Below are 25,875 nucleotides of genomic sequence, written 5' to 3' on the forward strand. Positions count from 1 at the left end.
TCCCGGCTTTAGAACCGTAAAAAACCGTTATTTCGATATTATGAAGCTTGTGTCCGCTGTTTTTTCACGAAACAAGCATCGCATGAGCGTTCCCAAGTCCCATCCTTTCGATTTCGACCCGACCTATGGCATGCAGCGCGAGCAGCTGCTGGCCATCACCCCGCCCGAAGCGCCGCCGGGCTTCGATGATTTCTGGAAAAAGCGCTATCGCCGCGCGCTCGCCACGGATCCCCGGCCGGTGCTGCGCAAAAGCATGCTCAGCGACCCCCGCTGGCATGTCCTCGATATGACCTACACCTCCACCGGCGGTTTTCGCATCGGCGGGTGGCTGCTTTTGCCGCGCGAAGGGCAGGTGCGTCGCGGTCTCGTAGTCGGCCATGGTTATGGTGGACGAGGGGAACCCGATTTCGACGTGCCGGTGGAAGAAACGGCCGTGCTGTTTCCCTGTTTTCGCGGGCTTTCGCTGAGCGCCTGTCCGCCGATCTCGTCCGATCCCGCCCTTCATGTTCTCTATAATATCGACAGGAAAGACGACTACATCATCGGCGGCTGCGTCGACGATCTGTGGGTTGCGGTTTCCACGCTCATCAGCCTCTATCCGTGGCTGGAAGGGCAGGTGGGTTACAGCGGCATCAGTTTCGGCGGCGGCATTGGTGCCCTGGCCACCCCTTTCGACGAGCGCATAGACCGCGGCCATCTTGTCGTGCCGACATTCGGACACCGGCCGTTCTGGCTGACGCTGCCCACCGTCGGCAGCGCGGATTCGGTTCAGACCTACCAGAAGACCCACGCCAACCTGCTTGAGACGCTGCGCCTGTTCGATGCCGCCTGTGCCGCTACCCGCATAAAAGTGCCGATGCTGGTTGCGCCCGCGCTTTTCGACCCGGCGGTCGCGCCGCCCTGCCAGTTCGCGGTGGCCAATGCGCTGCCAAAATCAAAATTTAATGAAATATTCATCCTCGACGCCGGGCATTTCGATTACCCTGACAGCGCATCGCAAGATGCGGTCCATAAGGACAAGGTCAGACGGTTTTTCAAGGTGCCATGAAACGCGAATATCTCCGTTGGTATAGTCAAAGGCTCCATCGCGACATGGAGCTGCTAATATTCGGACATTCCGGCGCCAAGGTGCTGATGTTTCCTACCCGCGACGGGCGTTTCTTCGAATATGAGGAACTTGGTCTTGTCGGCAGTCTGGCCGACAAGCTGGAGGCGGGCCACCTTCAGCTCTATTGCATAGAGGGGTTGGCGAGAGAGACCTTCTACGCGGCCTGGCATCATCCCGCCGATCGCATTCGCCGTCATGCCGCCTTCGAAGACTATATTCTGAACGAAGTGCTGCCGTTGATGGCCGAGAAAAACCCAAATAGCGATACGATCGTGCAGGGTTGCAGCCTGGGTGCGTTTCAGGCCGCCAGCCTCGTTTTTCGCCACCCGCATCTTTTTCGCAAGCTCGTCGCCTTTTCCGGCCGATATGACCTGACGATGAAGGTGGAATCCTTCGGCGATCTGTTCGATGGCTATTACGACGACGACATCTATTTCCACATGCCGAGCCATTTCCTGCCGGGCCTCGCCTGCCCATGGCGGCTTGAACACCTGCGCCGCATCGACATGGTTTTCACCATCGGCGATGCCGACCCGTTTCTGGACAACAACCATCACCTCAGCCGGGTTCTATCGGACAAGCATGTGGGGCATCGCATGCATGTCTGGGACGGCCGCGCCCACCGGGCGGGCGCGTGGCGCAAGATGGCGGCGCTTTATATTTGAGCCGCCACATTAAAAAAGCCGGAGGTGTCTCCGGCTTTTTAGATGACGGTCGTAACGTCCCTCAGCCCGCCAGTCCCGCCAGCGCCTTCACCAGCCCCTGCGTCGAGCTGTCATGGCCGGCTGCACTTTCCTTGCCTTCGACGACGGGAAGCAGGCCGGTCGCCAGTTCCTTGCCAAGCTCCACGCCCCACTGGTCGAAGGAGTTGATGCGGAACAGCACGCCTTCCACGAAAACGCGATGCTCATAGAGCGCGATCAGGCGACCGAGCGCGAACGGCGTCAGCTTGTCGTAGACGAAAGTGATGGATGGGCGGTTGCCGGTGAAGACGCGATGCGGCGCGATGAAATCGGCGAGTTTGTCGTCCATGCCCTTGGAGGTGAGCTGGGCTTTCGCTTCGGCGAGCGTGCGGCCCTTCATCAGCGCTTCCGATTGCGCCAGGCAATTGGCGATAAGAAGCTGGTGCTGATGGCGCAGTTCGGGCTCGAAACCGTTGGCCGCGATCATGAATTCCGCCGGAATGACGCTCGTGCCCTGGTGGATGAGCTGGTAGAAGGCGTGCTGGCCGTTGGTGCCGGGCTCGCCCCAGACGACCGGGCCGGACTGACCTTCGACGGGCGTGCCGTCGATGGTGACGCCCTTGCCGTTCGATTCCATGTCTAGCTGCTGCAGATAGGCCGGGAAACGCGAGAGCCGCTGGTCATAGGGCAGGATCGCCCGGGTCGGATAATTCAGCACGTTGCGGTTATAAAAACCGATGAGGCCGAGCAGCATCGGCAGGTTTTCGCGGATCGGCGCTTCGCGGAAATGCCTGTCCATGGCATGCGCACCATCCAGGAACTTGCCGAAATTATCCGGCCCGATGGCGATCATCAGCGGCAGGCCGATGGCCGACCAGATCGAATAACGTCCGCCAACCCAGTCCCAGAAACCGAAGATGCGGTCGCTTTCGATGCCGAAGGCGGCGACCTTGTCCAGCGCGGTCGAAACAGCGGCGAAATGGTGCTTGACGGCGCCTTCACCCAGCTTTTCGGCGATGAAGCGGCGCGCGGTGGCGGCATTCGTCATGGTTTCGATGGTGGTGAAGGTCTTCGACGCGACGATGAACAGCGAGGTTTCCGGGTCGACGAGCTTCAGCGTATCGGCGATATGGGCGCCATCGATGTTCGAGACGAAATGCGCGCGCGGGCCGTCATGGAAAGGCGCGAGCGCCAGAGTCGCCATCACGGGGCCGAGATCGGAACCGCCAATGCCGATATTGATGACGTCGGTAATCTTCTTGCCGGTCGCGCCCTTCAGCGAACCGGAACGGATCGCGTCGGCAAATTTGCCCATGGCGGTGAGAACGGCGTTCACGTCAGGCATCACGTCCTTGCCGTCCACGAGAACCGGCGTATTGGAGCGATTGCGCAGCGCGGTATGCAGCACGGCGCGGTCCTCGGTGAAGTTGATTGCCTTGCCGGAGAACATCTCCTCGCGCTTGGCCTCGACGCCGCCTTCGCGTGCGAGCTGTTCGAGAAGCGTGACGATTTCCTCGTTCACGGCGCATTTGGAATAGTCCATCAGCAGGTCATCGAATTTGGCGCTGAAACGGCTGAATCTCTTGTCGTCGGCCGCAAACGCGGCGCGAAGATCGGTTGCGGCTGTGCTGCTCGCCGTTGCTTTCAGTTTTTCGATGGTGGCCTGCATCTTGTGCTCCTCGGCTTCCGTGGAAGGATGAGGAAACTATTCTTTTTCAGGCGGCCAAATCAAGGCGACTTTGATAAAAGAAAAGGGCCGGGATGAAAGAAAGAGCCGGTCGCCCGGCTCTCCCCATTGCGCGAGACAATCAGTTCAGATTGCGCAATTCGCGCCGCAGGATTTTGCCGACATTCGACTTCGGCAACTCGGTGCGGAACTCGATGATTTTCGGCCTTTTGTAGTTCGTCAGGTTCTTGGCGCAGAAGGCCTTGAGCTCCGCTTCCGTGAGCGACTGGTCCTTCTTGACCACGAAAAGTTTGACGGTTTCGCCGGAATGTTCATCCGGAACGCCGATGGCGGCGCATTCCAGCACGCCCGGATGGCTGGCGGCCACTTCCTCTACTTCGTTCGGATAGACGTTGAAACCGGAAACGAGGATCATGTCCTTCTTGCGGTCGACGATCTTGGTGTAACCGCGCTCGTCCATGAAACCCATGTCGCCGGAACGGAAGAAGCCGTCGGCGGTCATGGCTTTTGCGGTTTCATCCGGCCGCTGCCAATAGCCGGCCATGACCTGTGGCCCGCGAATGCAGATCTCGCCGACTTCGCCTGTTGGCAGGCTGTTGCCGTCCTCGTCGCGAATATCGATTTCGGTCGAGGAAATCGGCAGACCGATGGTGCCACTGAATTCCGTCGAATCGAGACGATTGACCGTTGCAACGGGCGATGTCTCGGAAAGACCGTAACCTTCGGCAATCGGGCAACCGACGATGGAAAGCCAGCGCTCCGCAACGGGCCTTTGCACCGCCATGCCGCCGCCGAGAACCAGAATAAGCGACGACAGATCGAGCTTGCGGAAATCCTCATTGTTCATCAGCGCGTTGAAAAGCGTGTTGATGCCGGGGAAAATATGCGGCTGATAATGCGTCAGCTCCTTTACGAAGCCGGGAATATCGCGTGGATTGGCGATGAGCAGATTATGACCGCCGAGCGCAATGCCCATCAGCGAATTCACCGTCAATGCGAAGATGTGGCAGAGCGGCAGCGCGCAGATGAAGTTGAGAACTTCCGGACGGTCCTTTCGGCCGTTGAAGGCGGCGTCCAGCCACAGGCTGATCTGAAGCTTGTTGGCCAGAAGATTGGCATGGGTGAGAACCGCACCCTTGGATACGCCGGTTGTGCCGCCGGTATATTGCAGGAAGGCGATGTCCTGCGCCGTGAGGCTGACCGGCTTCAGCGAAAATCCCTGACCTTCCTTCAGCATCGCCTTGAAGCTGATGGAGCCGGGAATGGTGTAGGCGGGCACCAGTTTCTTGACCTTGCGAACCACCAGATTGACGATATGTCCCTTCAGGCCGAGGAGATCGCCCATCGCCGCGACGACCACATGCCGCACCGCGGTTTTCGGCACCGCCTGCTGGGCCACATGGGCGAAGTTTTCCAGAACGAAGATCGCCTTTGCGCCGGAATCCTTGAGCTGATGTTCCAGCTCGCGCGGGGTATAGAGCGGATTGACATTGACCACGATCATGCCCGCCCGCAGGATCCCGTATACCGCGACGGGATTTTGCAGGATATTCGGCATCATCACGGCAACCCGGTCGCCTTTTTCCAGCCCTCTGGATTGCAGCCAGGCAGCGACTGCGCGGGTTTCAGCGTCCAGTTCCCGATAGGTCAGGGACTTTCCCATGCTGGAAAAGGCCTTGCGGTCGGCAAATTGCGCACAGCTCTTTTCGAGAAGTTCGACAAGGGAGGCATGGGCGGATGCGGGGATTTCGGAAGGTACGCCCGGCGGATAGGATGCCAGCCAACGCTTCTCTGCGCTGACATTTTCCGGGTGTCCCAGGGACAGTTCACTCATGCTTCTCCTCCCAGAGTCTTTGTCGCGCCGCGCATTCCTTGAAACGCGTGAAGGGCGCTTTCGGCTGCCTGATGTTCACGAAGCTCCCGCATTCAGCCGGCTCAATCGGCCGGGTTGAGGGAACTCCCTGTGGCGTCACCGGATCGACCGCTCCTCTCGCTCCCCGGTGACGAATGATAGACGCGTAATCCCTTGACGTCCATCTCGTCGGCAAAGCCTATTTAACTCTAACGTAAACGTCAATATTGCTGCCGCACATCTCGCCAACTCGTGAAGGGAAAAGCATTTTGCCCTGCTTTTTTGACTTTAATCCTGATTTGAGCGATCAACATAATTCGCAAAGCAGGGCAGGATTGGAAATGGCAGGCAGGGCAGCGCTTGAACTGAAATCGGTCGGGAAGAGATTCGGCGATACGGAAGTGCTGTCCGATATAGATCTTTCCGTCGAACGCGGCGAAATCATTTGTCTGGTGGGACGCTCCGGCTGTGGAAAATCGACCCTGCTGCGCATCGTGGCGGGCGTGGAGACGCCGGACCATGGCAGCGTTTCCCTGAACGGCGCTGTCGTTGCCGGTCCCGCTGTTTTCATCGAGCCGGAAAAGCGCAATATCGGTTTTGTCTTTCAGGATTATGCGCTGTTTCCGCATCTGACCGTCGAGCAGAATGTCATGTTCGGTCTTCGGTCTTTGCCGAAGGTGGAAGCCCGCCGCCGCGCTGCAGAGATGATCGAACATGTTCATCTGCAGGAACTGGCGAAACGTTATCCGCATACGCTTTCGGGCGGCGAGCAGCAGCGTGTGGCGCTTGCCCGCGCGCTTGCCCCGCAGCCCGGCCTGCTCCTGATGGACGAACCCTTTTCCAATCTGGACAGGGGATTGCGAGACAGCGTGCGCGAGGAAACGCTCGGCCTGTTGCGGCAACTGGGCACGACGGCGATCATGGTGACGCATGATCCGGAGGAGGCGCTTTCGGCAGGCGACCGTGTGGTTTTGATGCAGCGCGGGCGCATCGTGCAGAGCGGCACGGGTTACGAAATCCACGATCATCCCAAAACCCGTTATGCCGCCGATTTTTTCTGCGCCTTCAACAAGATCGAAGGCCGGGTAAGACAGGGTCGCGTCGAAACGCCGCTCGGGCTTCTGGGCGACGCGTCCGATCTGCCTGACGGTCTCGCCGCCATTGCCTATGTTCGCCCAAATGCGATTTCGATCATTGAGGACGGGGCCGCGAAAGAAGGAATTGCCGGCGAAATATCGAGCCGTGTGTTCCTCGGGGAGATCGAGCAGCTTGGCATAGCCGTGCCCGGACTGTCGGCCGATCTGCGTGTCAGGACGATGCAGCGCACACCCGCCCGGACGACGGCGGTGCGTTTCGGTATCGATCCCAAGGGAGTGCTGATATTTACTGCAAGTTGAGTGAGCGGATTTGTATGTTTATTTCCTCTCCATTTTCAACTCTTGGTGATCAAATCCGCGCGAAAAACAGAGAAATAAAACTTGATTTGGGTCATCAGGTATGATGTCTGCTCCCTCTATATTGCCGCTATCGGAGAGGGAGACAAAACATGACGAAATTTACCAGATTTGCCCTGCTTGCCAGCACGGTTGCCTTTGCAGCCGGAACGGCCAGCGCTGCGGAACTCAACATCTACACCACCCGCGAACCGGGCCTGATCCAGCCGCTTCTGGAATCCTTCACCGCCTCGAGCGGCGTCAAGGTCAACACCGTGTTCCTGAAGGACGGTCTTGCCGAGCGCGTTCTGAGCGAGGGCGCAAGCTCGCCTGCCGACGTTCTGATGACGGTGGATGCCGGCAACCTCGTCGATCTCGCTGAAAAGGGTGTCACCCAGGCGGTCGAATCCGAAACCTTGACCAAGGCTATCCCGGCTGAACTTCGTGATGCCAAGGGCCATTGGTTCGCGCTCTCCATGCGCGCCCGCGTTCTTTATGCGGCGAAGGATGTCGATCTCGCCTCCTTCAACTATGAAGATCTGGCGGATGCGAAGTGGAAGGGCAAGGTCTGCATTCGCGCCGGCCAGCACCCCTATAACACGGCGCTCTTTGCCGACTACATCGCCCATTACGGCGCTGCGGACACCGAGAAGTGGCTTGCCGGCGTCAAGGAAAATCTGGCCCGCAAGGCAGGCGGCGGCGACCGCGACGTTGCCAAGGACATCCTCGGCGGCATTTGCGATATCGGCATCGCCAACTCCTATTATGTCGGCCTGATGCGCTCGGGCAAGGGCGGCGAGGAGCAGGTGAAGTGGGGCGACGCCATCAAGGTGGTTCTGCCGACCTTCAAGAATGGCGGCACGCAGGTCAATATCAGCGGCGCTGCCGTGGCCAAGAATGCACCGAACAAGGCGGAAGCCGTCAAGCTGCTGGAATATCTCGTCTCCGACGAAGCCCAGAAGATTTATGCCGAAGCCAACTACGAATATCCGGTCAAGCAGGGGGCGGCTCTCAACGAGATCATCGCTTCCTTCGGCACGCTGAAGATCGATAACAAGCCGCTGACGGAAATCGTCTCGCACCGCAAGCAGGCGAGCGAGCTGGTCGACAAGGTCGGTTTCGACAAGTAAGGGCCAATCAGCGATAACTTGGTGGAAGGCGTTCGCATCTGCGGGCGCCTTTCCGCGTATTTTCTGAAAGCACATGAATCCAGACGCCATCCAGCCATTGACACCTCGTGCCCGAGCCAGGTTTTCATCCTCCTTCTGGTGGCTGTGCCTTTCCGTGCTGGCGGTCTGCGGCGCCATGGTGCCGGTTCTGGCGCTTGTGTCGCAGGCGTTGCAGGGTTCTGAAGGCCTGTGGGTGCATCTCGGCTCGACCGTGCTCTGGACGGCGCTTCCGGATACGGCGATCCTTCTGGCCGGTGTCGGGCTGCTGGCCGGTGTCGTCGGCACCTATGCCGCCTGGCTGGTCACCGCCTATGATTTTCCCGGCCGCAAAATATTGGAATGGGCGCTGCTGCTGCCGCTGGCCATGCCCACCTATATCGTCGCTTACGCCTATCTGGATATTCTGCATCCCATCGGACCGGTGCAGGGTGCGATCCGCTGGCTGCTCGGTTATTCCAGCCCGCGCGAATTTCGTCTGCCGGACATAAGGTCCATGACGGGCTGCATCGTCCTTCTCGGCTTCGTGCTGTTTCCCTATGTCTATATTCCCGTACGCGCCATGTTCCTGACGCAGGCGGGCAACCTGCTGGAAGCGGCACGCACGCTCGGCGTTTCCAGACGCGCAGCTTTCTTCAAGGTGGCAGTGCCGCTGGCGCGCCCGGCGATTGCGGTCGGCATCAGTCTTGCTCTGATGGAAGCGCTGAACGATATAGGCGCATCGGAATTCCTCGGCGTCCGCACGCTCACCGTTTCCGTCTACACCACCTGGGTCACGAAATCCGACCTGCCGGGTGCGGCGCAGATCGCGCTTTCCATGCTTTTCATCGTTGTCGCGCTCGTGGCGCTCGAGCGCTGGGCGCGGCGCAAGCAGCGTTATGCCGTTTCGGCGCAGAAAAGCAGGGAACTGGAGCCGCTGCGACTCAACGGCCTGAAGGGCTGGGCCGCTTTCGTACTCGGCGGCCTGCCGGTCCTGATCGGCTTTGTGGCACCGGCCAGCTATCTCGTCATCGAGGCATGGAAGCGCTTCCGCTTCAGCGGCCTCTCCGCCCGCTTTGCCGATGAAGCTCTGAACACCATCGTCTTTGCCGGCCTGGCGACGGTTATCACCCTTATCCTCGGCCTTGCGGTTGCTTACGCCATGCGCCTTGCACCGGGACGTCTCTCGCTCTGGTCCTACCGCCTTTCGACGGTCGGATATGCGGCCCCTGGCACGGTCATCGCCATCGGCGTGCTGATCGCGCTTGGCGGCTTCGACCGGTTTGTCGACCAGACCATGCGTGACTGGTTCGGCATCTCTACCGGCCTCATCTTCATCGGCAGCGGCGCGGCGCTGATCTATGCCTATTCGGCGCGTTTCCTCACCATTGCGGCGGGCGGTGTGGATGCCGGCCTCAGCCGCATACCGCAATCCTTCGATCACGCCTCGCGAACGCTCGGGCGATCCGCGACGCAGACATTCCGCCAGATTCATCTGCCGCTATCCAAGGCGTCGCTTGCGGCAGCGGCGCTGCTGATCTTCGTCGATTGCGTCAAGGAGCTTCCCGCCACGCTTCTGTTGAGGCCGCTGAATTTTGAAACCTTCGCTACCCATCTTTATGGCGAAGCGGCGCGCGGCACCTATGAGGAAGCGGCAATCGCAGCGCTGGCAATCGTCGTCATCGGCATGCTTCCGGTCATGCAGCTTGCAAGGATCGGCCGGCGCAAGGGCTGATATCGGAGCCCTGCCCGATAAATGACGGGCGCAAAACTGTGCGAGAGGCCAATAAGCTTCAAATCCCGCCAGAAAACGACAAGCATCCTGCCTTAATCCTGATGTAAATACTCAGCTTAATTGAGGTGCCGCGGCCTGTCGAATTTGGACATCGGCCGCGATCTGTTTCGGGGCATATCTTGAAAAATTTGCATGGGATGTTTTTGAGCCGTCTGGCTTTGGGCACGGCCGCCGTTGTTTTGCTGGCGCCAGCGATGGGCCGCGCGCAGGACACGACCGTTCTGCAGCAGATTACCGTTGAAGGGCAGGGCGCGGAAAACGCGACTGGTCCGGTCCGGGGTTATGTTGCGAAGAAAAGTGCGACCGGTTCGAAAACCGAAACGGAAACCAGGGATATTCCGCAATCCGTATCGGTCGTCGGCCGCCAGGAAATGGATGACCGGGGCGCGGTGACGAAAATCGATGAGGTACTGCGTTATACCCCCGGTGTGACGGCGGAGCCCTTCGGCACCGACCCGGATACGGACTGGATTTACATCCGCGGTTTTCAGGCCACCCAGACCGGCGTGTTTCTGGATGGTTTGAACCTGTTCAGCTACGGTTTCGGCGGTTTCCAGATGGATGCCTACGGTTTGGAGCGCGTGGAAGTTCTGAAAGGCCCCGCCTCGGTGCTTTATGGGGGCGCCAATCCCGGCGGTATCGTGCAGATGGTCCGCAAGCGCACGCAGGATGAGCCGGTGCGCGAAACGGAAATCGGCATCAATAATTTCGGCAATGCCTTCTTCGGCTTCGATCTCGGCGACAAGGTCGATGGTGAAGGCGTGTGGAAATACCGCGTCACCGGCAAGGTCTCCGGCGGCGACAATTACACCGATTATTCCGAGGATTTGCGCGGCTTTATCATGCCGCAGATCACCTTCGAGCCAGACGCGCAGACGAGTGCCACGCTCTACGGCTATTTCTCGGCGCTCGATCAGGTTCATATCGGCAACGGCTTCCTGCCCTATGTCGGCACGGTGGTCGACGCGCCCTTCGGCAAGCTCGACCGCAAGGCCTTTTATGGCGAGCCGGATATCGACAATGGCCGCGTCTACCAGTCCATGGTGGGTTACGAGGTCAGCCATGAATTCGACAATGGCTGGAAGATCAGCCAGAACGCCCGCTATGGCCACCTCTACAAGCATGAGACCGGACCTTATGCCGGCGGCTGGGCCAATACAGATGCAAACGGCCAGCCGATTCTCGATGCCACCACCAACGACTATATGCTGACCCGCTTCGGTTATGATGGCGTGTCGAAAGTCGACAGTTTCGGCGTGGATAACCGGGTCGAAGGCCAGTTCGATACCGGCGCGGTCAATCACTCGCTGCTCTTCGGTCTCGACTATAAATATTACCGGCTGGACCAGGTGCAGGCCTGCTGCGGATCGAATGCAATCGGTGCGCTCAACCCGGTCTATGGCTCGACGCAGGGAACGAATTTCGTTTACGCCGACAATATCGTGACCCAACAGCAGATCGGCATCTACGCGCAGGACCAGCTGCGTTTCGGCGATGGCTGGCTGGTCACGCTGAATGGCCGTTACGACTATGTCGACACCGAGCTGAACAACAGGCTCCCTGCGGGTCTTTCCCGCCGCTCGAATGACGATGCACTGAGCGGCCGCGCCGGTCTCGCCTATGAATTCGACAATGGCCTGACACCTTATGTCTCGGCAGCCACTTTCTTCAATCCGCTCATCGATACGCTTGCGGATGGCACTCCCGCTTCGCCGGAAGAGGGACACCAGTTCGAGGCCGGCGTTAAATATGAGCCGACATTCTTCGATGGCAGCATCACCGCCTCGGTCTTCAAGCTGGTCAAGGACAATGCCATCGTTTCCTATACGGCTGGCGGGGTCACCACGAGTGGCCAGTTCGGGCAGGTGGAATCCACTGGCTTCGAGCTGGAGGCCAAGGCCAATCTCAGCGAGAACTGGAAGGCGCTCGCCTCCTATTCCTATACGGATCTGGAGATTACCCGCGATGCCAATCCTAACCTTATCGGCAAATCGCCATGGATCGTGCCCGCCCACACCGCCTCGCTGTGGCTGGACTATGCCTTTACCACAGACGCGCTGGAAGGTCTCAGCCTCGGCGGAGGCGTACGGTATCAGGGCAAGTCCTGGGCGGATGAGGCAAATACGCTGCGCGTTCCGGATGCCGCCGTCTTCGACGCCGCAATCCGCTACCAGAAGAACGACTGGACCGCATCGATCAACGTCGCCAATGTCTTCGACAAGGAATATGTGAAGAGCTGCGCCGGCGTCTCCGTCTGCGGCTGGGGCGATAGCCGCACAATCACCTTCAAGCTTTCCAAGAAGTGGTAAGGCTTGGCCGAAGGCCGGCAGTTGCGGGGAAAGCAGTTTGCCACTATAAACATGAATAGATTTATCATGTTTATAGTGGCGCCATGGCGCCCTGCGGGATCGAGAGGCCATGGCTTTCCGCGTGCGGATGGAAAATGAGATCGAGGGTTTTGCCGTCATTGGCGGCCCACGCTCGCGGGTCTGGAACGGCATCGTCGCCGATCTCTGGGATGTGCGTTGCGCCCCGAAGGCGGGCGGCCGTTATGTCGGCAAGGATCCGCGTTTCGTTTTCCTGCTGGATATGGACGGGACGGATGGCGGCCGGTTCATGATGAACCGCTGCCGCCGCGACAATTACGGGTCGTCCAAGGCGAACCGTATTTCCTTCGTGCCTGCCGATCTGGATGTGCATGCCGAACTGAGCAACGTCTCCTTCGTGCGCCACCTCGATCTGCATTTCGATGCGGGATTGCTGGGCGGGCGGCTGGTGCAGGGCTTCGATCCGCACAGCCTGCTCGATCCGCATCTCATGTTCGAGGATGAGCGCCTGCTGGCGCTGGCGCGACTGATTGCCGCCGAATGCGATAATCCCGATCCGCTGCATGACCTTTATGGCGAAAGCCTCGTGCTGGCGCTATTGACGGATTTCCTGAAAGTGAAACGGGAGCCGGTCAAAAAACGCAGCAAGCTCGCCGCCTGGCAGTTGAGGGCGGCGACGGATTACATCCGCGAACATTGCCTGCGGTCGATCCGGCTGGAGGAGCTGGCGGAACTCACCAACCTGTCGCAATCGCATTTCAGCCATGCTTTCAAGGCCTCCACCGGCGTGCCGCCCCACCAATGGCAGATGCAGGCGCGCATCGATCGCGTCAAGGAACTGATGATGCGGACCGACATGGCGCTGACCGACATCGCCATTGCCGCCGGTTTTTCGGATCAGGCGCATTTCTCCCGCGTCTTTCGCAAGATGGTGGGTGTTTCTCCCTCCGTCTGGCAGAAAATCCGCCAATAAAGGCGCGTTTTCGTTCCATTCTCCTTCAAAAAAATTCCCGCCGAAGCGCCTGAAACGCCGCGGAACGAATTGTCCGTCGAGGGGTTTACCAGACGTGACACAAACGAGGAAAATCAAGGAGGAAAGGCACATGATGCATCAGGAACCCCGCGTCGGACAGGACCCCTATGTCAAGGATACGCCGAGCCTGATCGCCAGCGACAAGGTGGAAGGCACCCGTGTTTACGGCGCCGACAGCAAGCATATCGGCTCGATCCAGCGCATCATTCTGGAAAAGCGCGGCGGGCGCGTGGCCTATGCGGTGTTGAGCTTTGGCGGCTTCCTCGGCATCGGCGACGACTATTATCCGCTGCCCTGGGAAAAGCTGCATTACGACGAAGAACTCGACGGCTACCGCATCGATCTCACCAAGGAAGAGATCGAAAATGCGCCGCATTTCGCCAATCTCGATGATAACGACCTGCTGAACGCCAAGGACCGCAAGGTCTACGATTATTACGGCGTCGCACCCTATTGGATGTAAGGCCAAGGAAAAGCGCTTCCGGCTGTTTGATCACCGAAAGCGTCGCAAATAAAAGAACGGCTCCTTTTCAGGAGCCGTTTTCTTTTGGGTGCGTCAATGCGGGTTTTTCTGCATCTCGGAAACCGCGTCGGTGAAGCACTTGCGTGCTTCTTCGGGCGATTTACGTCCGTCAAGGGCGGCACGGCAGGCGCTTCTCGCTCTCACGAAGCTCAATCCGCCAATTTTGGGCCAGCCTTCGGTCAATAATGTCAACGCTTCGAAGGGGCCGGCGATGACACTCTTGCCATTCGCCTCGAGATTGACCTCGACAGGCTCTGTCCATCTCTCGTTCTTCATCGTGCACCTCCCAGAGCAACGCGATCCCGAAATACACCCGACAGCGAAGCAACCCATGAACGCAGTCGTGTGTCACTGCTGCTTAGGATATGCGCAAGCGATCGAATTGACAACGGGGATCAACGGAAGCCGAAAAACGACAGGATCGCCAGAACGATGACGACGAGGCCGACGATGTAGATGATCTGGTTCATGATTTTCTCCTTGGCTGGTGTCATCACCATAACGTGAGGGAGAAGACGAGGTTCCAGCAGCCAATGAGAATTTAATCACGTACTAAAATGTTGCGGACGTCCCATCGCCGGTGAGAGCGGATGTCACCTCCGCAGGATCACCCAGATCGCGTGGATAATGCCGGGAACATAACCGCACAGCGTCAGGAGAATATTCAGCCAGAAATGCAGGCCGAGCCCGACCTGAAGAAACACGCCGACGGGCGGAAGGATGATGGCGATCAGGATACGAATGACGTCCACGATGACAGGCTTTCCAGTTGTTTGTGACTGCCGGAGAACGTGTGGTGGGCGGTTTGGTTTCACGCATCTAACTGCGCGCCGACCAGAAAATCAGAGGGGGATGTGCTCATTCTTCTTTGTTGCGCAGCAGGTCAGCTGTCGTCGTATCGAGGGCTTCGGCAAATTTTGCGACCACAGTGATTGTGGGATTTCTTACCTGCCGCTCAATACCCGACACATAGGTTCGGTCGATTTCTGTTCGCGAGGCAAGCTCTTCCTGCGAGATATTCAGCCGTTTCCGGGCTGATTTGATATTCTGGGCAAGTATCGCGCGCACATCTTCCATGATCGCAATAAGTCGCGAATGAAGACGATATGCCCACGGACGATGAGTCTCATTTTGGGCTTTAATTTCGTAAATGTTGACTATAGACTACATCGAGCTTTCGTTAGGATGGTGCGATGTGGGACGCTTTTGTTCACGGGATTTCATGGTTACTGCTAATCTTTTTCGGTGGGCAGGCAATCGTTTTTGTTGGCTTGGTCATGTGGGCGTTTTGGAACAATGCGATAGAGCCGATGCTGATCTCCGCCGATGATATTGGCACTGTCGCTGACGATATCATCAACAGCTACTTGGAACCCGAACTTGAAGCTTTCGCCCGACAAGAACGCGCGTGGCATGAAAGTGATGGTGCGGGACAAGCCTATTGGTATCGTGTGCGTAAAATCGTCCGATTGCGGCTGGAGAACTGTGGCATATCAGTCAAATAGCCGGAGGCAACCGCCGCCTATCGAGCGCGTTTCCCTATAGGGCTATAGTTGCTTGAGGCGCGTGCTGCTCATAGGCAGTTCGAACATTGCACCTCCTTGTACAAGCGTCGATTGAGCTTCAATAGTCGGCCACAACGCGAGAAGCCGCTCCATCTGTTTGATGAGCGGAGATTTATACAGCCCTTTCGACAGAAAGAACCCAACCAGATTGGAGGTTCGGAAGGCATTGTACTCTGCCTTGTTCCGAGTAATACGGCGATCACCCGAGACTATGATCCACCGCCCCTCGGTGCTCAATTCGGTGATCCACTGTAAATCCGTTACACCTGGACCATATCGCTCGCGGACATGTATGATTTCGTGTTTCCCAGCAAATAATGCGTTCAGAGAACGAGCGAGAGCGGGAGGAAGGTTTTCATCAATCAGAACCTTCAAGCTGCTCTCTTCAAATCAGTTTCGAACTGGACAGCATCGCGAATGACGGATACTGGCACATCGAATATTCGAGCGACATCTTCGACCGACCCTTCAGCCTCAACCGCGTCGGCGAGCGCTACTGTCGGAACCCCATATTCTGACGCAATCGGCTGCCCAAAGGAGCGGCCCGGATCAATGATGATGGATTTTTTTCCATGGAACGGTCGCCAGCGGGCTACTGCATCGTCTTCGATATCGAGATCTTTGAACGTCCGCTCGATAACCTGCTTAAAGGCATATTGCTTCTTTTTCAGATCAAGCAATTTCGGTTCGTCGATTTGGTTACCGACCCTCTCGATGCTTTCGAGAAAGATCGTCCGACCGTCCGTCTGGAAACGGCGAGTCGAAAAGGGGCGATCATCTTTCGCGCATTCTCTCGCGTATTCGAGGCAATTGCGAATAGCGAGCAGGCCAACACCCGCATCAATAAAAGCCTTGACGAAGCGAAGCTCGATCAGATCACGAAAACCGATCTCAAGGTGGTCCTCGACTGACACGTGCTGTGTCGTCCAGAGCGGCGGTATCTGTCGAGCCTCGCCCGAGCGCTTATAGGTGTATCCCCGCAACCAGCGATTTACATTAAGCGGGGTCGTTCTCAGCAGGCGCGCAGCCTCAGGCGAGGTGTAGGAGCCTACGCCGATTGCCTCCGAAGGTAGAGCGTGATGCTGTGTCGAAATCATAGCGGCAACCTACCAATATATCCAACTCCCGCAAGACGGATTTCCACCATGCGGTAGGATTATTTCCAAATGCTGAGGGGAAATCTCGTCCCCAATGTAAACCCGCCCAATGTCCTCCAAAAAATCGAAAGAATTTCACGCTATAGGCTGCTGTGAACTATGTAGCTATAGTAACCAGGAGAATGATTACGACGTTAGAACCATATTTTCGTTTCGACGGACGCCCTGTCTCTGGACCGAACGCATGTATCTAGTACGACAGCCGAAACCCTTTAAATTACTTAATGGTAATGATCGTAGTAGAGAGACGAATGGTGCCGCTTACGTGACTCGAACACGTGACCCCGTCATTACGAATGACGTGCTCTACCAACTGAGCTAAAGCGGCCCGATTGTGACCCGTTTGGTGCGGATCAGCTTCATGGCGGGCTGATACAGGCAATGCTGACGGATTTCAAGCCTTGAATGTGCTGGTTTTGAAATTTCCGCAAAAAGCTTTGCCTGTCCATTGTTTACCGGAGCCTTCAGCCTTTCCCGCAGATGCGCTTTTTGGCCGTTTCATATTCATTTGCCAGACGATCGACGAGCGCCGCCACCGGTTCCACCGCCTTGACGGCGCCGATGCCTTGCCCCGCGCCCCATATGTCTTTCCAGGCCTTGGCGCCGCCGGAGACCGTTTCGAAGTCCATTTTCGAAGGATCGGCTTCGGGCAGATTGTCGGGGTCCATGCCGGAGGCGACGATCGAGCTTTTCAGGTAGTTTCCGTGTACGCCCGTGAAATAGTTCGAATAGACGATATCCTTGGCCTGCGCGTCCACAATCGCCTGCTTGTAGCCTTCGGAAGCGCGCGCTTCCTCGGTGGCGATGAAGGGGGAGCCGATATAGGCCATATCCGCGCCCATAGCCTGCGCCGCGAGAATGGAGCCGCCATTGGCGATGGCGCCGGCCAGCAGCAGCGGGCCGTCGAACCATTCGCGGATTTCCTGAACGAGGGCGAAGGGCGAAAGCGTGCCCGCATGTCCGCCGGCACCCGTCGCCACCGCGATAAGCCCATCCGCGCCCTTGCGAATGGCGGAGCGGGCATGGCGGTCGTTGATGACGTCATGCAGCACGATGCCACCATAGGAATGCACGGCCGCATTGACCTCCGGCACCGCGCCAAGCGAGGAAATCACCACCGGCACCTTGTATTTCACGCAAAGGCCGAGATCGTGCTCCAGCCGCCGGTTGGACATGTGCACGATCTGGTTGACCGCGAAGGGCGCCGCCGGGCGCTCGGGATTGGCCCGGTTGTGAGCGTCAAGCTCCTCGGTGATCATTGCCAGCCACTCGTCGAGCTGGCTTTCGGGCCGCGCATTGAGCGCCGGGAAAGCGCCGATGACGCCGGCCTTGCACTGCGCCAGCGTCAGTTGCGGATGTGAAATGATGAATAGCGGTGATGCTATGACCGGAAGACGCAGATTGTCTTTCAGCACGGACGGTAGCATGTCTCCTCCCACGAATTACGTTTACGCGCACGTAAGTCAATATCGCGTTCAGCAGCAGATTGAAAGCGAAAACAGCGTGGCATTCGCCTCTCGAATCTGCGTTCGTAGCGCCACAATGAATTGATTTTCCCCAAGGCAATCCGGTCTTTATCACAAACGATGCTTGCGGAGGGGCGGTATAGCCGTTACCGAATCGTGAACCCATGGCGCAGCGCCGCATATTTTTTGCAAAGCGCAATAGAACAAGGATCGGTCGTGAGCGGACTGGAAACGGCAATCAGAAATGCTCTGGAAAAATCGGACAGATCGAACGCCGAAGTTCGTGCACGGATTTACCAATCCTCCCGCCAGGCACTGGAAGCGGGCCTGCGCAAGCAGGGCATAGACGATCCGCAGGTTGTCTCCCAGCAGCGCCAGCGGCTTGAAGGCCTGATCCACCAGATCGAGAATGAAGAGCGCAACCGGCTTCTGGACAGGGTGGAGCAGCAATTGCGCCCGCCCGCACCGGAAAGTCCGGCGCAGGACGATCACTCCGTCGATCCCGTTTCGCAGACGCCTCACCACGGCGATATGGGTGTTGAGCCGGAGCTGCGTGGCGAAACGCGCGATGTGCGGCCGGGCGCTGCCGCTGCTCCGGAGCCGCTGAGTGCGGGGCAGCGCAATGGCAAGCCGCCGAAGAGAAGCTCCCGCGCGGGCGACTCCTCGCTTGCCTTCCGGCCGGAAGGCGCGGTTGGCCGCCGCAAGCGCCGGGGGCTTTTCGCCCGGCTTTTCATCTACGTGACGCTTCTGGCCTTTATCGGTTTCGGTGCCTGGTGGGTCTATTCCTCAGGCCTCCTGCTGTCGCCGGAGCAGCGCGATACCAGCGTGCCCAATCCGCCGGCGCAGGTGCAGGCGGAGGATTTCAACGGGACGGAGCCCGCGCCGAGCCTTTCCGCCGGCCGTGGTTTTTCCGATGACTGGGTGGAAGTCTTCAATGCGGAGCGTGGCAGTTCCGGTGTTTCGGCTGGTCCACGCGCCAATGTCGAAAACATCGCCACACCCGCTGGCAAGGCGATAAAGGTAACCTCGAGAAGTGTCTCGCAGGATGGCGCCGTCAGCGTCGAGGTTCCGGTGGAGGTGATGCGGGATATGGCAGGCAAGTCCTCGACCATTTCGATCACGCTGCAATCCTCCAGCGACCGTCAGACCCAGGTGTCCGTCGCCTGCGATTTCGCGACATTGGGCGATTGCTCCCGCCACCGCTTCACCGCCACGGCCGAGCGTGCGGACATGCTGCTGAACGCGACATTCGAACGATCTCTCGCCCCCAATGCGCCGGGCAGGATCTTCATCAACAGCGACATCGATGGCAGCGGCCGCCCGGTCAATCTTTATTCCGTGCGCATTCTGCCGGGCCAGTAAGGGAAAGACAGGCGTCTCGAATGGAGGCGCCTGTCAGCGTCTTCCGGTCCTATTTGAGAAAATCCGGCCCAGATCCCAAAATCTTGTCGTCGATTTCGCCGATTGCCTTTTTGTCCTTGCCCTCATAGTCGAGCGCAAGAAGAATGTGACGGATGAGGTTTACCCGCGCGCGGCGCTTGTCGTTGGCGCGCACCACCGTCCAGGGGGCGGCGTCGGTGTGGGTCTTTTCCAGCATTTCGTCGCGCTTCTGCGTGTAGTCGTCCCATTTCGTCAGCGCCGCTATGTCCATATCCGAAAGCTTCCAGCATTTCAGCGGGCTGTGGCGGCGGTCATGGAAGCGTTCGATCTGCGTTTCGCGGCCGATGTCGAGCCAGAACTTGAACAGATGAACGTCCTCATGGACCAGCATTTTTTCCAGACGCGGCGTTTCCTTGAGGAAACGCTTGTGTTCCTCAGGCGTGCAGAAACCCATGACCGGCTCTACGCCTGCGCGGTTATACCACGAGCGGTCGAACAGAACGAATTCGCCGGCGGTCGGAAAATGTGAGATATAGCGCTGGAAATACCATTGGCCACGTTCGGTTTCCGTCGGTTTGGTCAGCGCCACCACGCGGGCATAGCGGGGGTTGAGATAGGCCCGGGTCGCGAAGATCGCGCCGCCCTTGCCCGCCGCATCGCGGCCCTCGAAAACCGCCATGACCCTTTTGCCGGTGGCCTGCAGCCAGAATTGCACCTTGACCAGCTCCACCTGCAGCGCCTCGAGGGTGCTGTCGTAGTCTTCCCGCTTCATCTTCTTGTCGTAGGGAAAATCGCCGGCGGAAAGTTTCTTTTCCTCAACCCAGTCAGGAAGAACCGGATCGTCGATGTCGAAGCTGCGCAGTTTGCCGCCTATGGTGATATCGACCGTCCGCTTCTTCGTTTCTTCGCCCATGGTTTCCTCCGGCTGTTGTTGTGTAAAGGCAACTCGACGCCAATGAGTTCACATCCATTGCCAGAATTCAAGTGAAACAGGAGCGCTTGACCGGGGTGCTGCGGCGGCAGCGATTGCGGCGTCGATTTTGCGCATATACGTTGTGGAAAATGCGCGATGATGAATCTCTGTCATGAAGCTGGCCTATGAGATTTCGATGCGCTGTCAGATGAAAGTGGAAAGAGCAGGCTGAAATGGCAGTCATGGAAGGCGATGGTGGATTAAGGCGTTTGGGAAGGAAGCTCGGCCGAAACTGGTTGCCCGTTCTCATCGTCAGCATGCTCGCCATCGTGGCCGTTGCCGAGCTCAACACGCCCTATATGCCCGCCGCCCTGTGGCTTTGCGCCGTCATTGCCATCCTCGCCGCTCGGGAAGGGCCGGCGGCGGCTTCCGCAAAGGATGGGAGCCCGGTTGCGGAGGCAGATGAGCAGGAAATGCCCGGCGAAAGCGTCATTTCCGGCGTAAGGGCGGGCCTCGCGGTTCTGGATACCCCCGTTTTCATTCTCGACAGGAACGCCAGCGTGCTGTTTCAGAACGGCGCGGCCGAGCGCGCCTTCGGCCAGTTGCCCGCCGGGGCGCATATTTCCGCCCGGCTGCGCTCTCCCGGCCTCCTGGATGTCATTCGTGAAACCATCGCCACCGGCCAGCCCAACCAGGTCGAACATTCGGAGCGCTTCCCTTCCGAACGGGTCTTCATCGTCCGCATCGCCCGTGCGGATGTGGGAGAGGGGGCAGGCCCGCCATTCTACATCCTGTCGTTCCGCGACGTCTCGGAGCTTCGCCGCATCGACCGCATGCGCAGCGACTTCGTCGCCAATGCCAGCCATGAATTGCGCACACCGCTCGCCTCGCTGCGCGGTTTCATCGAAACCATGCAGGGGCCGGCGCGCAACGACCCGAAGGCGCAGGAACGTTTCCTTGCCATCATGCTGGATCAGGCAACCCGCATGAGCAGGCTGGTGGACGATCTCATGTCCCTGTCGCGGCTGGAGTTGCGGGCCAACATCGCGCCCGACCAGAAGGTCGATCTCGTTCCCGTCATCGGCCATGTGCGCGATACCCTGCTGCCGCTTGCCGACGAGCTGGATGTGACCATCACGCTGCATCTGCCCGACCGGCCGGCAGAGGTGCAGGGCGACCGCGACGAGCTGGTGCAGGTATTCCAGAACCTTGTTGAAAATGCTTGCAAATACGGCCAGGAAGGCAAGGTCGTGGATGTCTGGCTGCGCGCCGAACCCGGCAAGCCGGTGGAGGTGAGCGTCATCGACAAAGGCCCTGGCATTCCCGCCGAACATGTGCCGCGCCTGACGGAGCGTTTTTATCGTGTCAGCGTCGCCGACAGCCGCTCGAAAAAGGGCACGGGTCTCGGGCTTGCCATCGTCAAGCACATCCTCACCCGCCACCGCGCCCGCCTCATCATTAAATCGGAATTGGGCAGCGGCACGGACTTCACTGTGAGATTCTGACATAAAATATGCATCTGCTTTTAATGTCGTGGATATTTGTAAATAAAATCAATACATTAGATTGTCACAAATCTTTCGTCAAAGTGACATAAAAGGATGGGGCTACGGTGGTTAAGAAAAGGTCGCCGAGCGCAAGCTAAGAGCGAGTGTCGCTATCGGCTGCGTCCACAACAAAGCCCACGACGGGAGAGACAAATGAACATCGTTAAATTTTCCGCAGCAGCTCTGGTGGCTTCTGTCGCCTTCGCTGGCGCCGCCGCTGCTCGCGACCAGATCCAGGTTGCCGGTTCCTCCACGGTTCTGCCTTACGCCAAGATCGTTGCCGAGACCTTTGCCGAAACCTTCCCGAACTTCAAGGCTCCGGTTGTTGAGTCCGGCGGCACGGGCGGTGGTCTGAAGGCGTTCTGCTCCGGCGTCGGCGAAGGCACCATCGACATTGCCAACGCTTCGCGCAAGATCAAGAGCGACGAACTGGCCGCCTGTAAGGCTGCTGGCGTTGCCGACGTTCAGGAAGTGAAGATCGGCTACGACGGTATCGTCTTTGCGATGGACTCGTCCAACAAGGACATCAAGCTCGAGCCGAAGGACCTTTACCTCGCTCTCGCCGCTGAAATCGTCAAGGACGGCAAGCTCGTTGCCAACCCCTACAAGAAGTGGTCGGAAATCAACAAGGAACTGCCTGACGTCGCGATCGCAGCTTATATCCCGGGCTCCAAGCACGGCACGCGCGAAGTCTTCGAAGAGAAGATCATGGCTGACGGCTGCAAGGAAGCCGGCGCCACCGACGCCATCAAGAAGATCGTCACCGATGCCAAGCAGGCTGCTGCCAAGTGCGTTGCAGTCCGCAAGGACGGCGCTGCAGTCGACATCGACGGCGACTACACCGAAACGCTCGCCCGTATCGACGCCAACAAGACCGGCCTCGGCGTTTTCGGCCTCGCTTTCTATGAAAACAACGCTGACCGTCTGAAGGTCGCGACCGTTTCGGGCGTCGTTCCGTCCACCGAAACCGTTGCCAGCGGCAAGTACCCGGTTTCCCGCCCGCTGTTCTTCTACGTGAAGAAGGCTCACCTGGGCGTTATCCCGGGCCTTAAGGAATATGTCGAGTTCTTCGTTTCCGACGAAATGATCGGCCCGGATTCCCCGCTCGCCAACTACGGCCTGGTTGCTGCTCCGGACGCAGAGCGCGAAGAAATCCGCTCGAAGTTCTCGGCCGGCTCCACGATGTAATGAAGAAAGAGGGGTGCGGCTTTGCCGTGCCCCTCATTCGGCTTCGCTTGGGCCGTCGTCCGCGGTTGACAGTTCCTAACCATCGCCATCCACATGATTGTCGATGGATTACAGATGGATAGGATGTATCAACCTTGACGCTTGCCAGACTATGATACAGTCAGGCGGCAGGCATCATGGGATGGTCCAGCGGTCTCGTTTTGATGACTTTTTGATTTGCCCGATATCGCACCGTGCTCTTGAGGCACGCCGAGGGAACTCTAATGAACACATCGATCCTTTTGCTGATACTGGCGCTCATCGGCATCGGCAGCTATCTGCTCGGCAGCCGCCGTGCCGTTGCCCTGTCTGGCGGCCGCCCCTCCAGCATGCATTCCCGTGCCGGTTATCACGGTTCCTACGCGGTCGTCTGGGCGGTGCTGCCCGCGGCGTTCATTCTCTGTGCCTGGCTCATTGTCAGCCCATTGCTCGTCACCTCGGCGGTGCGCGGTAGTTTCCCCGAGGATGTCCGGGCGCAATCCGAAGCGCAGCAGAGCCTGACCTACGGTATGGTGACCTCCATCGCCCGTGGCCTCCAGCGGCTGACGCCGGAGGAAACCGCGCAGGTCGAGGCGGACACGGCTACGGTCCGGCCGCTTCTGGCATCGAAGGGTGTTGCAATCGCCGGCGATCCCGAGCGGTTCATGGTCGATGCCGCCCACACGCTCAACAGCATGACCTCCACCAGCCGTATCGCGATGATCGCCGTCGTGCTGCTGGCCGCGCTCGGCGGCGGCGCCTATGCGCTGCGTGCAATCGCGCCGCGTTTCCGGGCGCGCAACCAGGTCGAGAAAGTTATTCTCGCGGCCCTGCTCGTCGCCTCGTCCATCGCCATCCTCACGACCATCGGCATCGTCCTTTCGATGCTGACCGAGGCGATCCAGTTCTTCACCATGGTTCCGGCGCACCAGTTCTTCTTCGGAACGGTATGGGATCCGCGTTTTGCGGCGGCAGGCGCCACCGACTCCTCCGGCCAGTTCGGCCTGATCCCGCTGCTCGCCGGCACGCTTTATATCGGCCTCGTCGCCATGCTGGTTGCGGTTCCGGTCGGTCTCTTCTCGGCGATCTACATGGCGGAATATGCCTCGCCGCGCTTCCGCTCCATGGCAAAGCCGCTGCTTGAAGTGCTCGCCGGCATTCCCACCATCGTCTACGGCTTCTTCGCGCTCACGACGGTCGGTCCTTTCCTCAGAGACATTTCCACGCAGATCAACGGTCTGGCGACGGGCAACTACGCCAACTTCATCCAGGCGCAGAGCGTCATCACCGCCGGCTTCGTCATGGGCATCATGCTGATCCCCTATGTGTCGTCGCTGTCGGATGACATCATCACCGCCGTGCCGCGCTCGCTGCGTGACGGTTCGCTCGGCCTTGGCGCCACGCGCTCCGAGACGATCAAGAGGGTCATTATTCCGGCCGCTCTTCCTGGTATCGTCGGCGCCGTGCTGATGACGGCTTCGCGCGCCATCGGCGAAACCATGATCGTGGTTCTTGCGGCCGGTGTTGCTGCCCGTCTGCAGCTCAATCCCTTCGAGCCCATGACCACGGTGACGGTCAAGATCGTCAGCCAGCTCACCGGCGACCTTGAATTCACCTCGCCGCAGACGCTGGTTGCCTTTGCACTCGGCATCACGCTTTTCGCCATCACGCTTTGCCTGAATATCTACGCGCTTTACATCGTGCGCAAATACCGGGAGCAATATGAATGACCGACATCGTCTCTCCCGCAGCCGGCGCGAGCGCCGTCAACAAGGCCACGCGCCGTGATATCGGCATCAAACGCCGCTATGCCGCCGAACGTCGCTTCCGTGCCTACGGCATGGCAGCGATTTCCTTCGGCCTCATCTTCCTCTTCCTGCTGCTTTTCTCGGTGGTTTCCAAGGGTTACACCGCCTTCCAGCAGACGATGATCACCGTTCCGGTCGAGTTCTCCGAACAGATCATCGATCCGAAAAATGAGCGCGCCAGCAATCCCACAAAGCTGATGACGGCCAATTATCCCGTCATCGCCCGAGATGCGGTCGCCAAGGTCCTTGGCGTTGCACCGACTGACCGCGCCGGTCTTCGCGCCGTCAATCTCCTGATTTCCGACAGCGTGCGCACGCAGCTTCGCGACATCGTCGTCGCCGATCCAGCCGTCATCGGCACCACGCGCACCGTCACGCTTCTCGCTTCGGGCGATGTCGACAGCGCCTTCAAGGGCCAGGTCGACCTGACGGCGGATGAAGCCAACCGCCGCATCTCGAACCAGCAGCTCGGCTGGATGAACCAGCTCGCCGAAAGCGGCCAGCTCGGCAAACATTTCAATACCGGCATCTTCGTCAACGGCGCCTCAAGCCGTCCGGAAGCGGCGGGTGTCGGTGTGGCGCTGATCGGCTCCTTCTACATGATGCTGATCGTGCTGGTGCTGTCATTGCCGATTGGCGTCGCGGCCTCCATCTATCTCGAGGAATTCGCCCCGAAGAACCGTCTGACGGATCTTATCGAGGTGAATATCAACAATCTCGCGGCCGTTCCTTCGATTGTCTACGGTCTGCTCGGCCTCTCGGTCTTCATCAACTTCATGGGCTTTCCGCGCTCGGCCTCGCTGGTCGGCGGCCTCGTCCTGACGCTGATGACCCTGCCGACGATCATCATCGCGACGCGCGCCGCCCTGAAAGCCGTGCCGCCGTCTATCCGCGCCGCCGCCCTCGGTCTCGGCGCTTCCAAGATGCAGACGATCTTCCACCACGTGTTGCCGCTCGCCATGCCCGGCATTCTGACCGGCACCATCATCGGCCTCGCCCACGCGCTGGGCGAAACGGCGCCGCTGCTTTTGATCGGTATGGTGGCATTCGTTGCGAATTACCCGACAACGCCGATGGATCCGTCCACGGCCCTGCCGGTGCAGATTTACATGTGGGCGAACGAAGCCGAGCGCGCCTTTGTCGAAAGGACATCCGGCGCTATCATCATCCTGCTTCTGTTCCTCATCGTCATGAATGTTGGCGCAATCCTGTTGCGTCGCCGCTTCGAACGGCGCTGGTAGAGGGAG

At 58.9% G+C, this 25,875-nt stretch carries 23 protein-coding genes and 1 tRNA gene; 14 read left to right on the top strand and 10 right to left on the bottom strand.

Annotated elements, in window-relative coordinates:
* Window positions 1–82: 82 nt before the first annotated feature.
* Window positions 83–1,048, top strand: coding sequence for an acetylxylan esterase (locus tag FGF54_RS00390; protein WP_142778622.1), 966 nt, complete (start codon window positions 83–85; stop codon window positions 1,046–1,048).
* Window positions 1,045–1,773 carry an esterase family protein gene (locus tag FGF54_RS00395; protein ID WP_142778623.1) on the top strand — a complete coding sequence of 243 codons (729 nt, stop codon included), beginning with the start codon at window positions 1,045–1,047 and terminating at the stop codon, window positions 1,771–1,773. Before FGF54_RS00390 ends, FGF54_RS00395 begins: the two co-directional genes overlap by 4 nt.
* A 61-nt stretch (window positions 1,774–1,834) precedes the next feature.
* Here FGF54_RS00395 and pgi read toward each other — a convergent pair whose 3' ends face one another.
* On the bottom strand, window positions 1,835–3,460 hold the full coding sequence (gene pgi, locus FGF54_RS00400) for a glucose-6-phosphate isomerase (protein WP_142778624.1): 1,626 nt from the start codon (window positions 3,458–3,460) through the stop codon (window positions 1,835–1,837).
* Between the two features lie 139 nt (window positions 3,461–3,599).
* The gene (locus FGF54_RS00405; RefSeq protein ID WP_059759415.1) at window positions 3,600–5,312 is read right to left on the bottom strand and encodes a long-chain fatty acid--CoA ligase; all 1,713 of its coding nucleotides are present in this window, start codon (window positions 5,310–5,312) and stop codon (window positions 3,600–3,602) included.
* 359 nt (window positions 5,313–5,671) lie between these two features.
* Between FGF54_RS00405 and FGF54_RS00410 the strand changes: the two genes are divergently transcribed.
* The 6 genes from FGF54_RS00410 (at window position 5,672) to FGF54_RS00435 (ending at window position 13,526) form a co-directional block, all read left to right on the top strand.
* Window positions 5,672–6,727 (top strand): ABC transporter ATP-binding protein, encoded by a 1,056-nt coding sequence (locus tag FGF54_RS00410; RefSeq protein WP_142778625.1) that lies wholly within the window; start codon window positions 5,672–5,674, stop codon window positions 6,725–6,727.
* A gap of 149 nt (window positions 6,728–6,876) precedes the next feature.
* Window positions 6,877–7,893 carry an extracellular solute-binding protein gene (locus tag FGF54_RS00415; protein WP_003503602.1) on the top strand — a complete coding sequence of 339 codons (1,017 nt, stop codon included), beginning with the start codon at window positions 6,877–6,879 and terminating at the stop codon, window positions 7,891–7,893.
* Window positions 7,894–7,966: 73 nt separating this feature from the next.
* Window positions 7,967–9,643 (top strand): iron ABC transporter permease, encoded by a 1,677-nt coding sequence (locus FGF54_RS00420; protein WP_142778626.1) that lies wholly within the window; start codon window positions 7,967–7,969, stop codon window positions 9,641–9,643.
* 197 nt (window positions 9,644–9,840) lie between these two features.
* Window positions 9,841–12,012, top strand: coding sequence for a TonB-dependent siderophore receptor (locus FGF54_RS00425; RefSeq protein WP_246666979.1), 2,172 nt, complete (start codon window positions 9,841–9,843; stop codon window positions 12,010–12,012).
* Window positions 12,013–12,121: 109 nt separating this feature from the next.
* Window positions 12,122–13,003, top strand: coding sequence for an AraC family transcriptional regulator (locus FGF54_RS00430; protein WP_168207954.1), 882 nt, complete (start codon window positions 12,122–12,124; stop codon window positions 13,001–13,003).
* A 130-nt stretch (window positions 13,004–13,133) separates the two neighbouring features.
* Window positions 13,134–13,526, top strand: coding sequence for a PRC-barrel domain-containing protein (locus FGF54_RS00435; RefSeq protein WP_142778628.1), 393 nt, complete (start codon window positions 13,134–13,136; stop codon window positions 13,524–13,526).
* A 93-nt stretch (window positions 13,527–13,619) separates the two neighbouring features.
* Here the strand turns inward: FGF54_RS00435 and FGF54_RS00440 are convergent, their stop codons facing one another.
* The 3 genes from FGF54_RS00440 to FGF54_RS00450 all read right to left on the bottom strand — a co-directional run bounded on the left by FGF54_RS00440 (window position 13,620) and on the right by FGF54_RS00450 (window position 14,663).
* Entirely contained in the window at window positions 13,620–13,862 is a 243-nt protein-coding gene (locus FGF54_RS00440) for a DUF982 domain-containing protein (protein WP_003519998.1), read from the bottom strand.
* A 317-nt stretch (window positions 13,863–14,179) separates the two neighbouring features.
* Window positions 14,180–14,338: a YqaE/Pmp3 family membrane protein gene (locus FGF54_RS00445; protein ID WP_020811433.1), complete on the bottom strand. Its 159-nt coding sequence runs from the start codon at window positions 14,336–14,338 to the stop codon at window positions 14,180–14,182.
* A gap of 106 nt (window positions 14,339–14,444) precedes the next feature.
* Window positions 14,445–14,663 carry a helix-turn-helix domain-containing protein gene (locus FGF54_RS00450; RefSeq protein WP_168207955.1) on the bottom strand — a complete coding sequence of 73 codons (219 nt, stop codon included), beginning with the start codon at window positions 14,661–14,663 and terminating at the stop codon, window positions 14,445–14,447.
* Window positions 14,664–14,779: 116 nt separating this feature from the next.
* Between FGF54_RS00450 and FGF54_RS00455 the strand changes: the two genes are divergently transcribed.
* Window positions 14,780–15,091 (top strand): hypothetical protein, encoded by a 312-nt coding sequence (locus FGF54_RS00455; protein ID WP_142778629.1) that lies wholly within the window; start codon window positions 14,780–14,782, stop codon window positions 15,089–15,091.
* A gap of 42 nt (window positions 15,092–15,133) precedes the next feature.
* On the opposite strand, the gene FGF54_RS00460 is transcribed toward FGF54_RS00455, so the two are convergent.
* The 4 genes from FGF54_RS00460 to FGF54_RS00475 all read right to left on the bottom strand — a co-directional run bounded on the left by FGF54_RS00460 (window position 15,134) and on the right by FGF54_RS00475 (window position 17,735).
* Window positions 15,134–15,526 carry a DUF5615 family PIN-like protein gene (locus FGF54_RS00460; RefSeq protein WP_142778630.1) on the bottom strand — a complete coding sequence of 131 codons (393 nt, stop codon included), beginning with the start codon at window positions 15,524–15,526 and terminating at the stop codon, window positions 15,134–15,136.
* Window positions 15,523–16,248 carry a hypothetical protein gene (locus FGF54_RS00465; RefSeq protein ID WP_210247425.1) on the bottom strand — a complete coding sequence of 242 codons (726 nt, stop codon included), beginning with the start codon at window positions 16,246–16,248 and terminating at the stop codon, window positions 15,523–15,525. Before FGF54_RS00465 ends, FGF54_RS00460 begins: the two co-directional genes overlap by 4 nt.
* Window positions 16,249–16,560: 312 nt before the next feature.
* Window positions 16,561–16,636: transfer RNA gene (locus FGF54_RS00470), tRNA-Thr, on the bottom strand.
* Window positions 16,637–16,772: 136 nt separating this feature from the next.
* Entirely contained in the window at window positions 16,773–17,735 is a 963-nt protein-coding gene (locus FGF54_RS00475) for a nitronate monooxygenase family protein (protein WP_020811427.1), read from the bottom strand.
* Window positions 17,736–17,990: 255 nt separating this feature from the next.
* Between FGF54_RS00475 and FGF54_RS00480 the strand changes: the two genes are divergently transcribed.
* Window positions 17,991–19,136 carry a hypothetical protein gene (locus FGF54_RS00480; RefSeq protein WP_142778631.1) on the top strand — a complete coding sequence of 382 codons (1,146 nt, stop codon included), beginning with the start codon at window positions 17,991–17,993 and terminating at the stop codon, window positions 19,134–19,136.
* A gap of 49 nt (window positions 19,137–19,185) precedes the next feature.
* On the opposite strand, the gene ppk2 is transcribed toward FGF54_RS00480, so the two are convergent.
* Entirely contained in the window at window positions 19,186–20,067 is an 882-nt protein-coding gene (ppk2, locus tag FGF54_RS00485; protein ID WP_080855890.1) for a polyphosphate kinase 2, read from the bottom strand.
* Between the two features lie 233 nt (window positions 20,068–20,300).
* Here ppk2 and phoR point away from each other — a divergent pair, with 233 nt between their 5' ends.
* The 4 genes from phoR to pstA all read left to right on the top strand — a co-directional run bounded on the left by phoR (window position 20,301) and on the right by pstA (window position 25,869).
* Entirely contained in the window at window positions 20,301–21,572 is a 1,272-nt protein-coding gene (gene phoR / locus FGF54_RS00490; RefSeq protein ID WP_142778632.1) for a phosphate regulon sensor histidine kinase PhoR, read from the top strand.
* 195 nt (window positions 21,573–21,767) lie between these two features.
* Entirely contained in the window at window positions 21,768–22,802 is a 1,035-nt protein-coding gene (locus tag FGF54_RS00495) for a substrate-binding domain-containing protein (RefSeq protein WP_035265067.1), read from the top strand.
* Between the two features lie 263 nt (window positions 22,803–23,065).
* Window positions 23,066–24,550: a phosphate ABC transporter permease subunit PstC gene (gene pstC, locus FGF54_RS00500; RefSeq protein WP_142778633.1), complete on the top strand. Its 1,485-nt coding sequence runs from the start codon at window positions 23,066–23,068 to the stop codon at window positions 24,548–24,550.
* Window positions 24,547–25,869 (top strand): phosphate ABC transporter permease PstA, encoded by a 1,323-nt coding sequence (gene pstA, locus FGF54_RS00505; RefSeq protein WP_142778634.1) that lies wholly within the window; start codon window positions 24,547–24,549, stop codon window positions 25,867–25,869. Before pstC ends, pstA begins: the two co-directional genes overlap by 4 nt.
* The last annotated feature ends 6 nt before the right edge of the window (window positions 25,870–25,875 follow it).

The organism is Agrobacterium sp. T29 (genome assembly GCF_006970545.1).
Lineage (GTDB): Bacteria > Pseudomonadota > Alphaproteobacteria > Rhizobiales > Rhizobiaceae > Agrobacterium > Agrobacterium leguminum.

Bases quoted from the DNA above. Each gene is read 5' to 3' on its own strand.
- FGF54_RS00390 (WP_142778622.1), top strand. From the start codon at position 83: ATGAGCGTTCCCAAGTCCCATCCTTTCGATTTCGACCCGACCTATGGC.
- FGF54_RS00395 (WP_142778623.1), top strand. From the start codon at position 1,045: ATGAAACGCGAATATCTCCGTTGGTATAGTCAAAGGCTCCATCGCGAC.
- pgi (WP_142778624.1), bottom strand. From the start codon at position 3,460: ATGCAGGCCACCATCGAAAAACTGAAAGCAACGGCGAGCAGCACAGCC.
- FGF54_RS00405 (WP_059759415.1), bottom strand. From the start codon at position 5,312: ATGAGTGAACTGTCCCTGGGACACCCGGAAAATGTCAGCGCAGAGAAG.
- FGF54_RS00410 (WP_142778625.1), top strand. From the start codon at position 5,672: ATGGCAGGCAGGGCAGCGCTTGAACTGAAATCGGTCGGGAAGAGATTC.
- FGF54_RS00415 (WP_003503602.1), top strand. From the start codon at position 6,877: ATGACGAAATTTACCAGATTTGCCCTGCTTGCCAGCACGGTTGCCTTT.
- FGF54_RS00420 (WP_142778626.1), top strand. From the start codon at position 7,967: ATGAATCCAGACGCCATCCAGCCATTGACACCTCGTGCCCGAGCCAGG.
- FGF54_RS00425 (WP_246666979.1), top strand. From the start codon at position 9,841: ATGTTTTTGAGCCGTCTGGCTTTGGGCACGGCCGCCGTTGTTTTGCTG.
- FGF54_RS00430 (WP_168207954.1), top strand. From the start codon at position 12,122: ATGGCTTTCCGCGTGCGGATGGAAAATGAGATCGAGGGTTTTGCCGTC.
- FGF54_RS00435 (WP_142778628.1), top strand. From the start codon at position 13,134: ATGATGCATCAGGAACCCCGCGTCGGACAGGACCCCTATGTCAAGGAT.
- FGF54_RS00440 (WP_003519998.1), bottom strand. From the start codon at position 13,862: ATGAAGAACGAGAGATGGACAGAGCCTGTCGAGGTCAATCTCGAGGCG.
- FGF54_RS00450 (WP_168207955.1), bottom strand. From the start codon at position 14,663: ATGGAAGATGTGCGCGCGATACTTGCCCAGAATATCAAATCAGCCCGG.
- FGF54_RS00455 (WP_142778629.1), top strand. From the start codon at position 14,780: ATGTGGGACGCTTTTGTTCACGGGATTTCATGGTTACTGCTAATCTTT.
- FGF54_RS00465 (WP_210247425.1), bottom strand. From the start codon at position 16,248: ATGATTTCGACACAGCATCACGCTCTACCTTCGGAGGCAATCGGCGTA.
- FGF54_RS00475 (WP_020811427.1), bottom strand. From the start codon at position 17,735: ATGCTACCGTCCGTGCTGAAAGACAATCTGCGTCTTCCGGTCATAGCA.
- ppk2 (WP_080855890.1), bottom strand. From the start codon at position 20,067: ATGGGCGAAGAAACGAAGAAGCGGACGGTCGATATCACCATAGGCGGC.
- phoR (WP_142778632.1), top strand. From the start codon at position 20,301: ATGGCAGTCATGGAAGGCGATGGTGGATTAAGGCGTTTGGGAAGGAAG.
- FGF54_RS00495 (WP_035265067.1), top strand. From the start codon at position 21,768: ATGAACATCGTTAAATTTTCCGCAGCAGCTCTGGTGGCTTCTGTCGCC.
- pstC (WP_142778633.1), top strand. From the start codon at position 23,066: ATGAACACATCGATCCTTTTGCTGATACTGGCGCTCATCGGCATCGGC.
- pstA (WP_142778634.1), top strand. From the start codon at position 24,547: ATGACCGACATCGTCTCTCCCGCAGCCGGCGCGAGCGCCGTCAACAAG.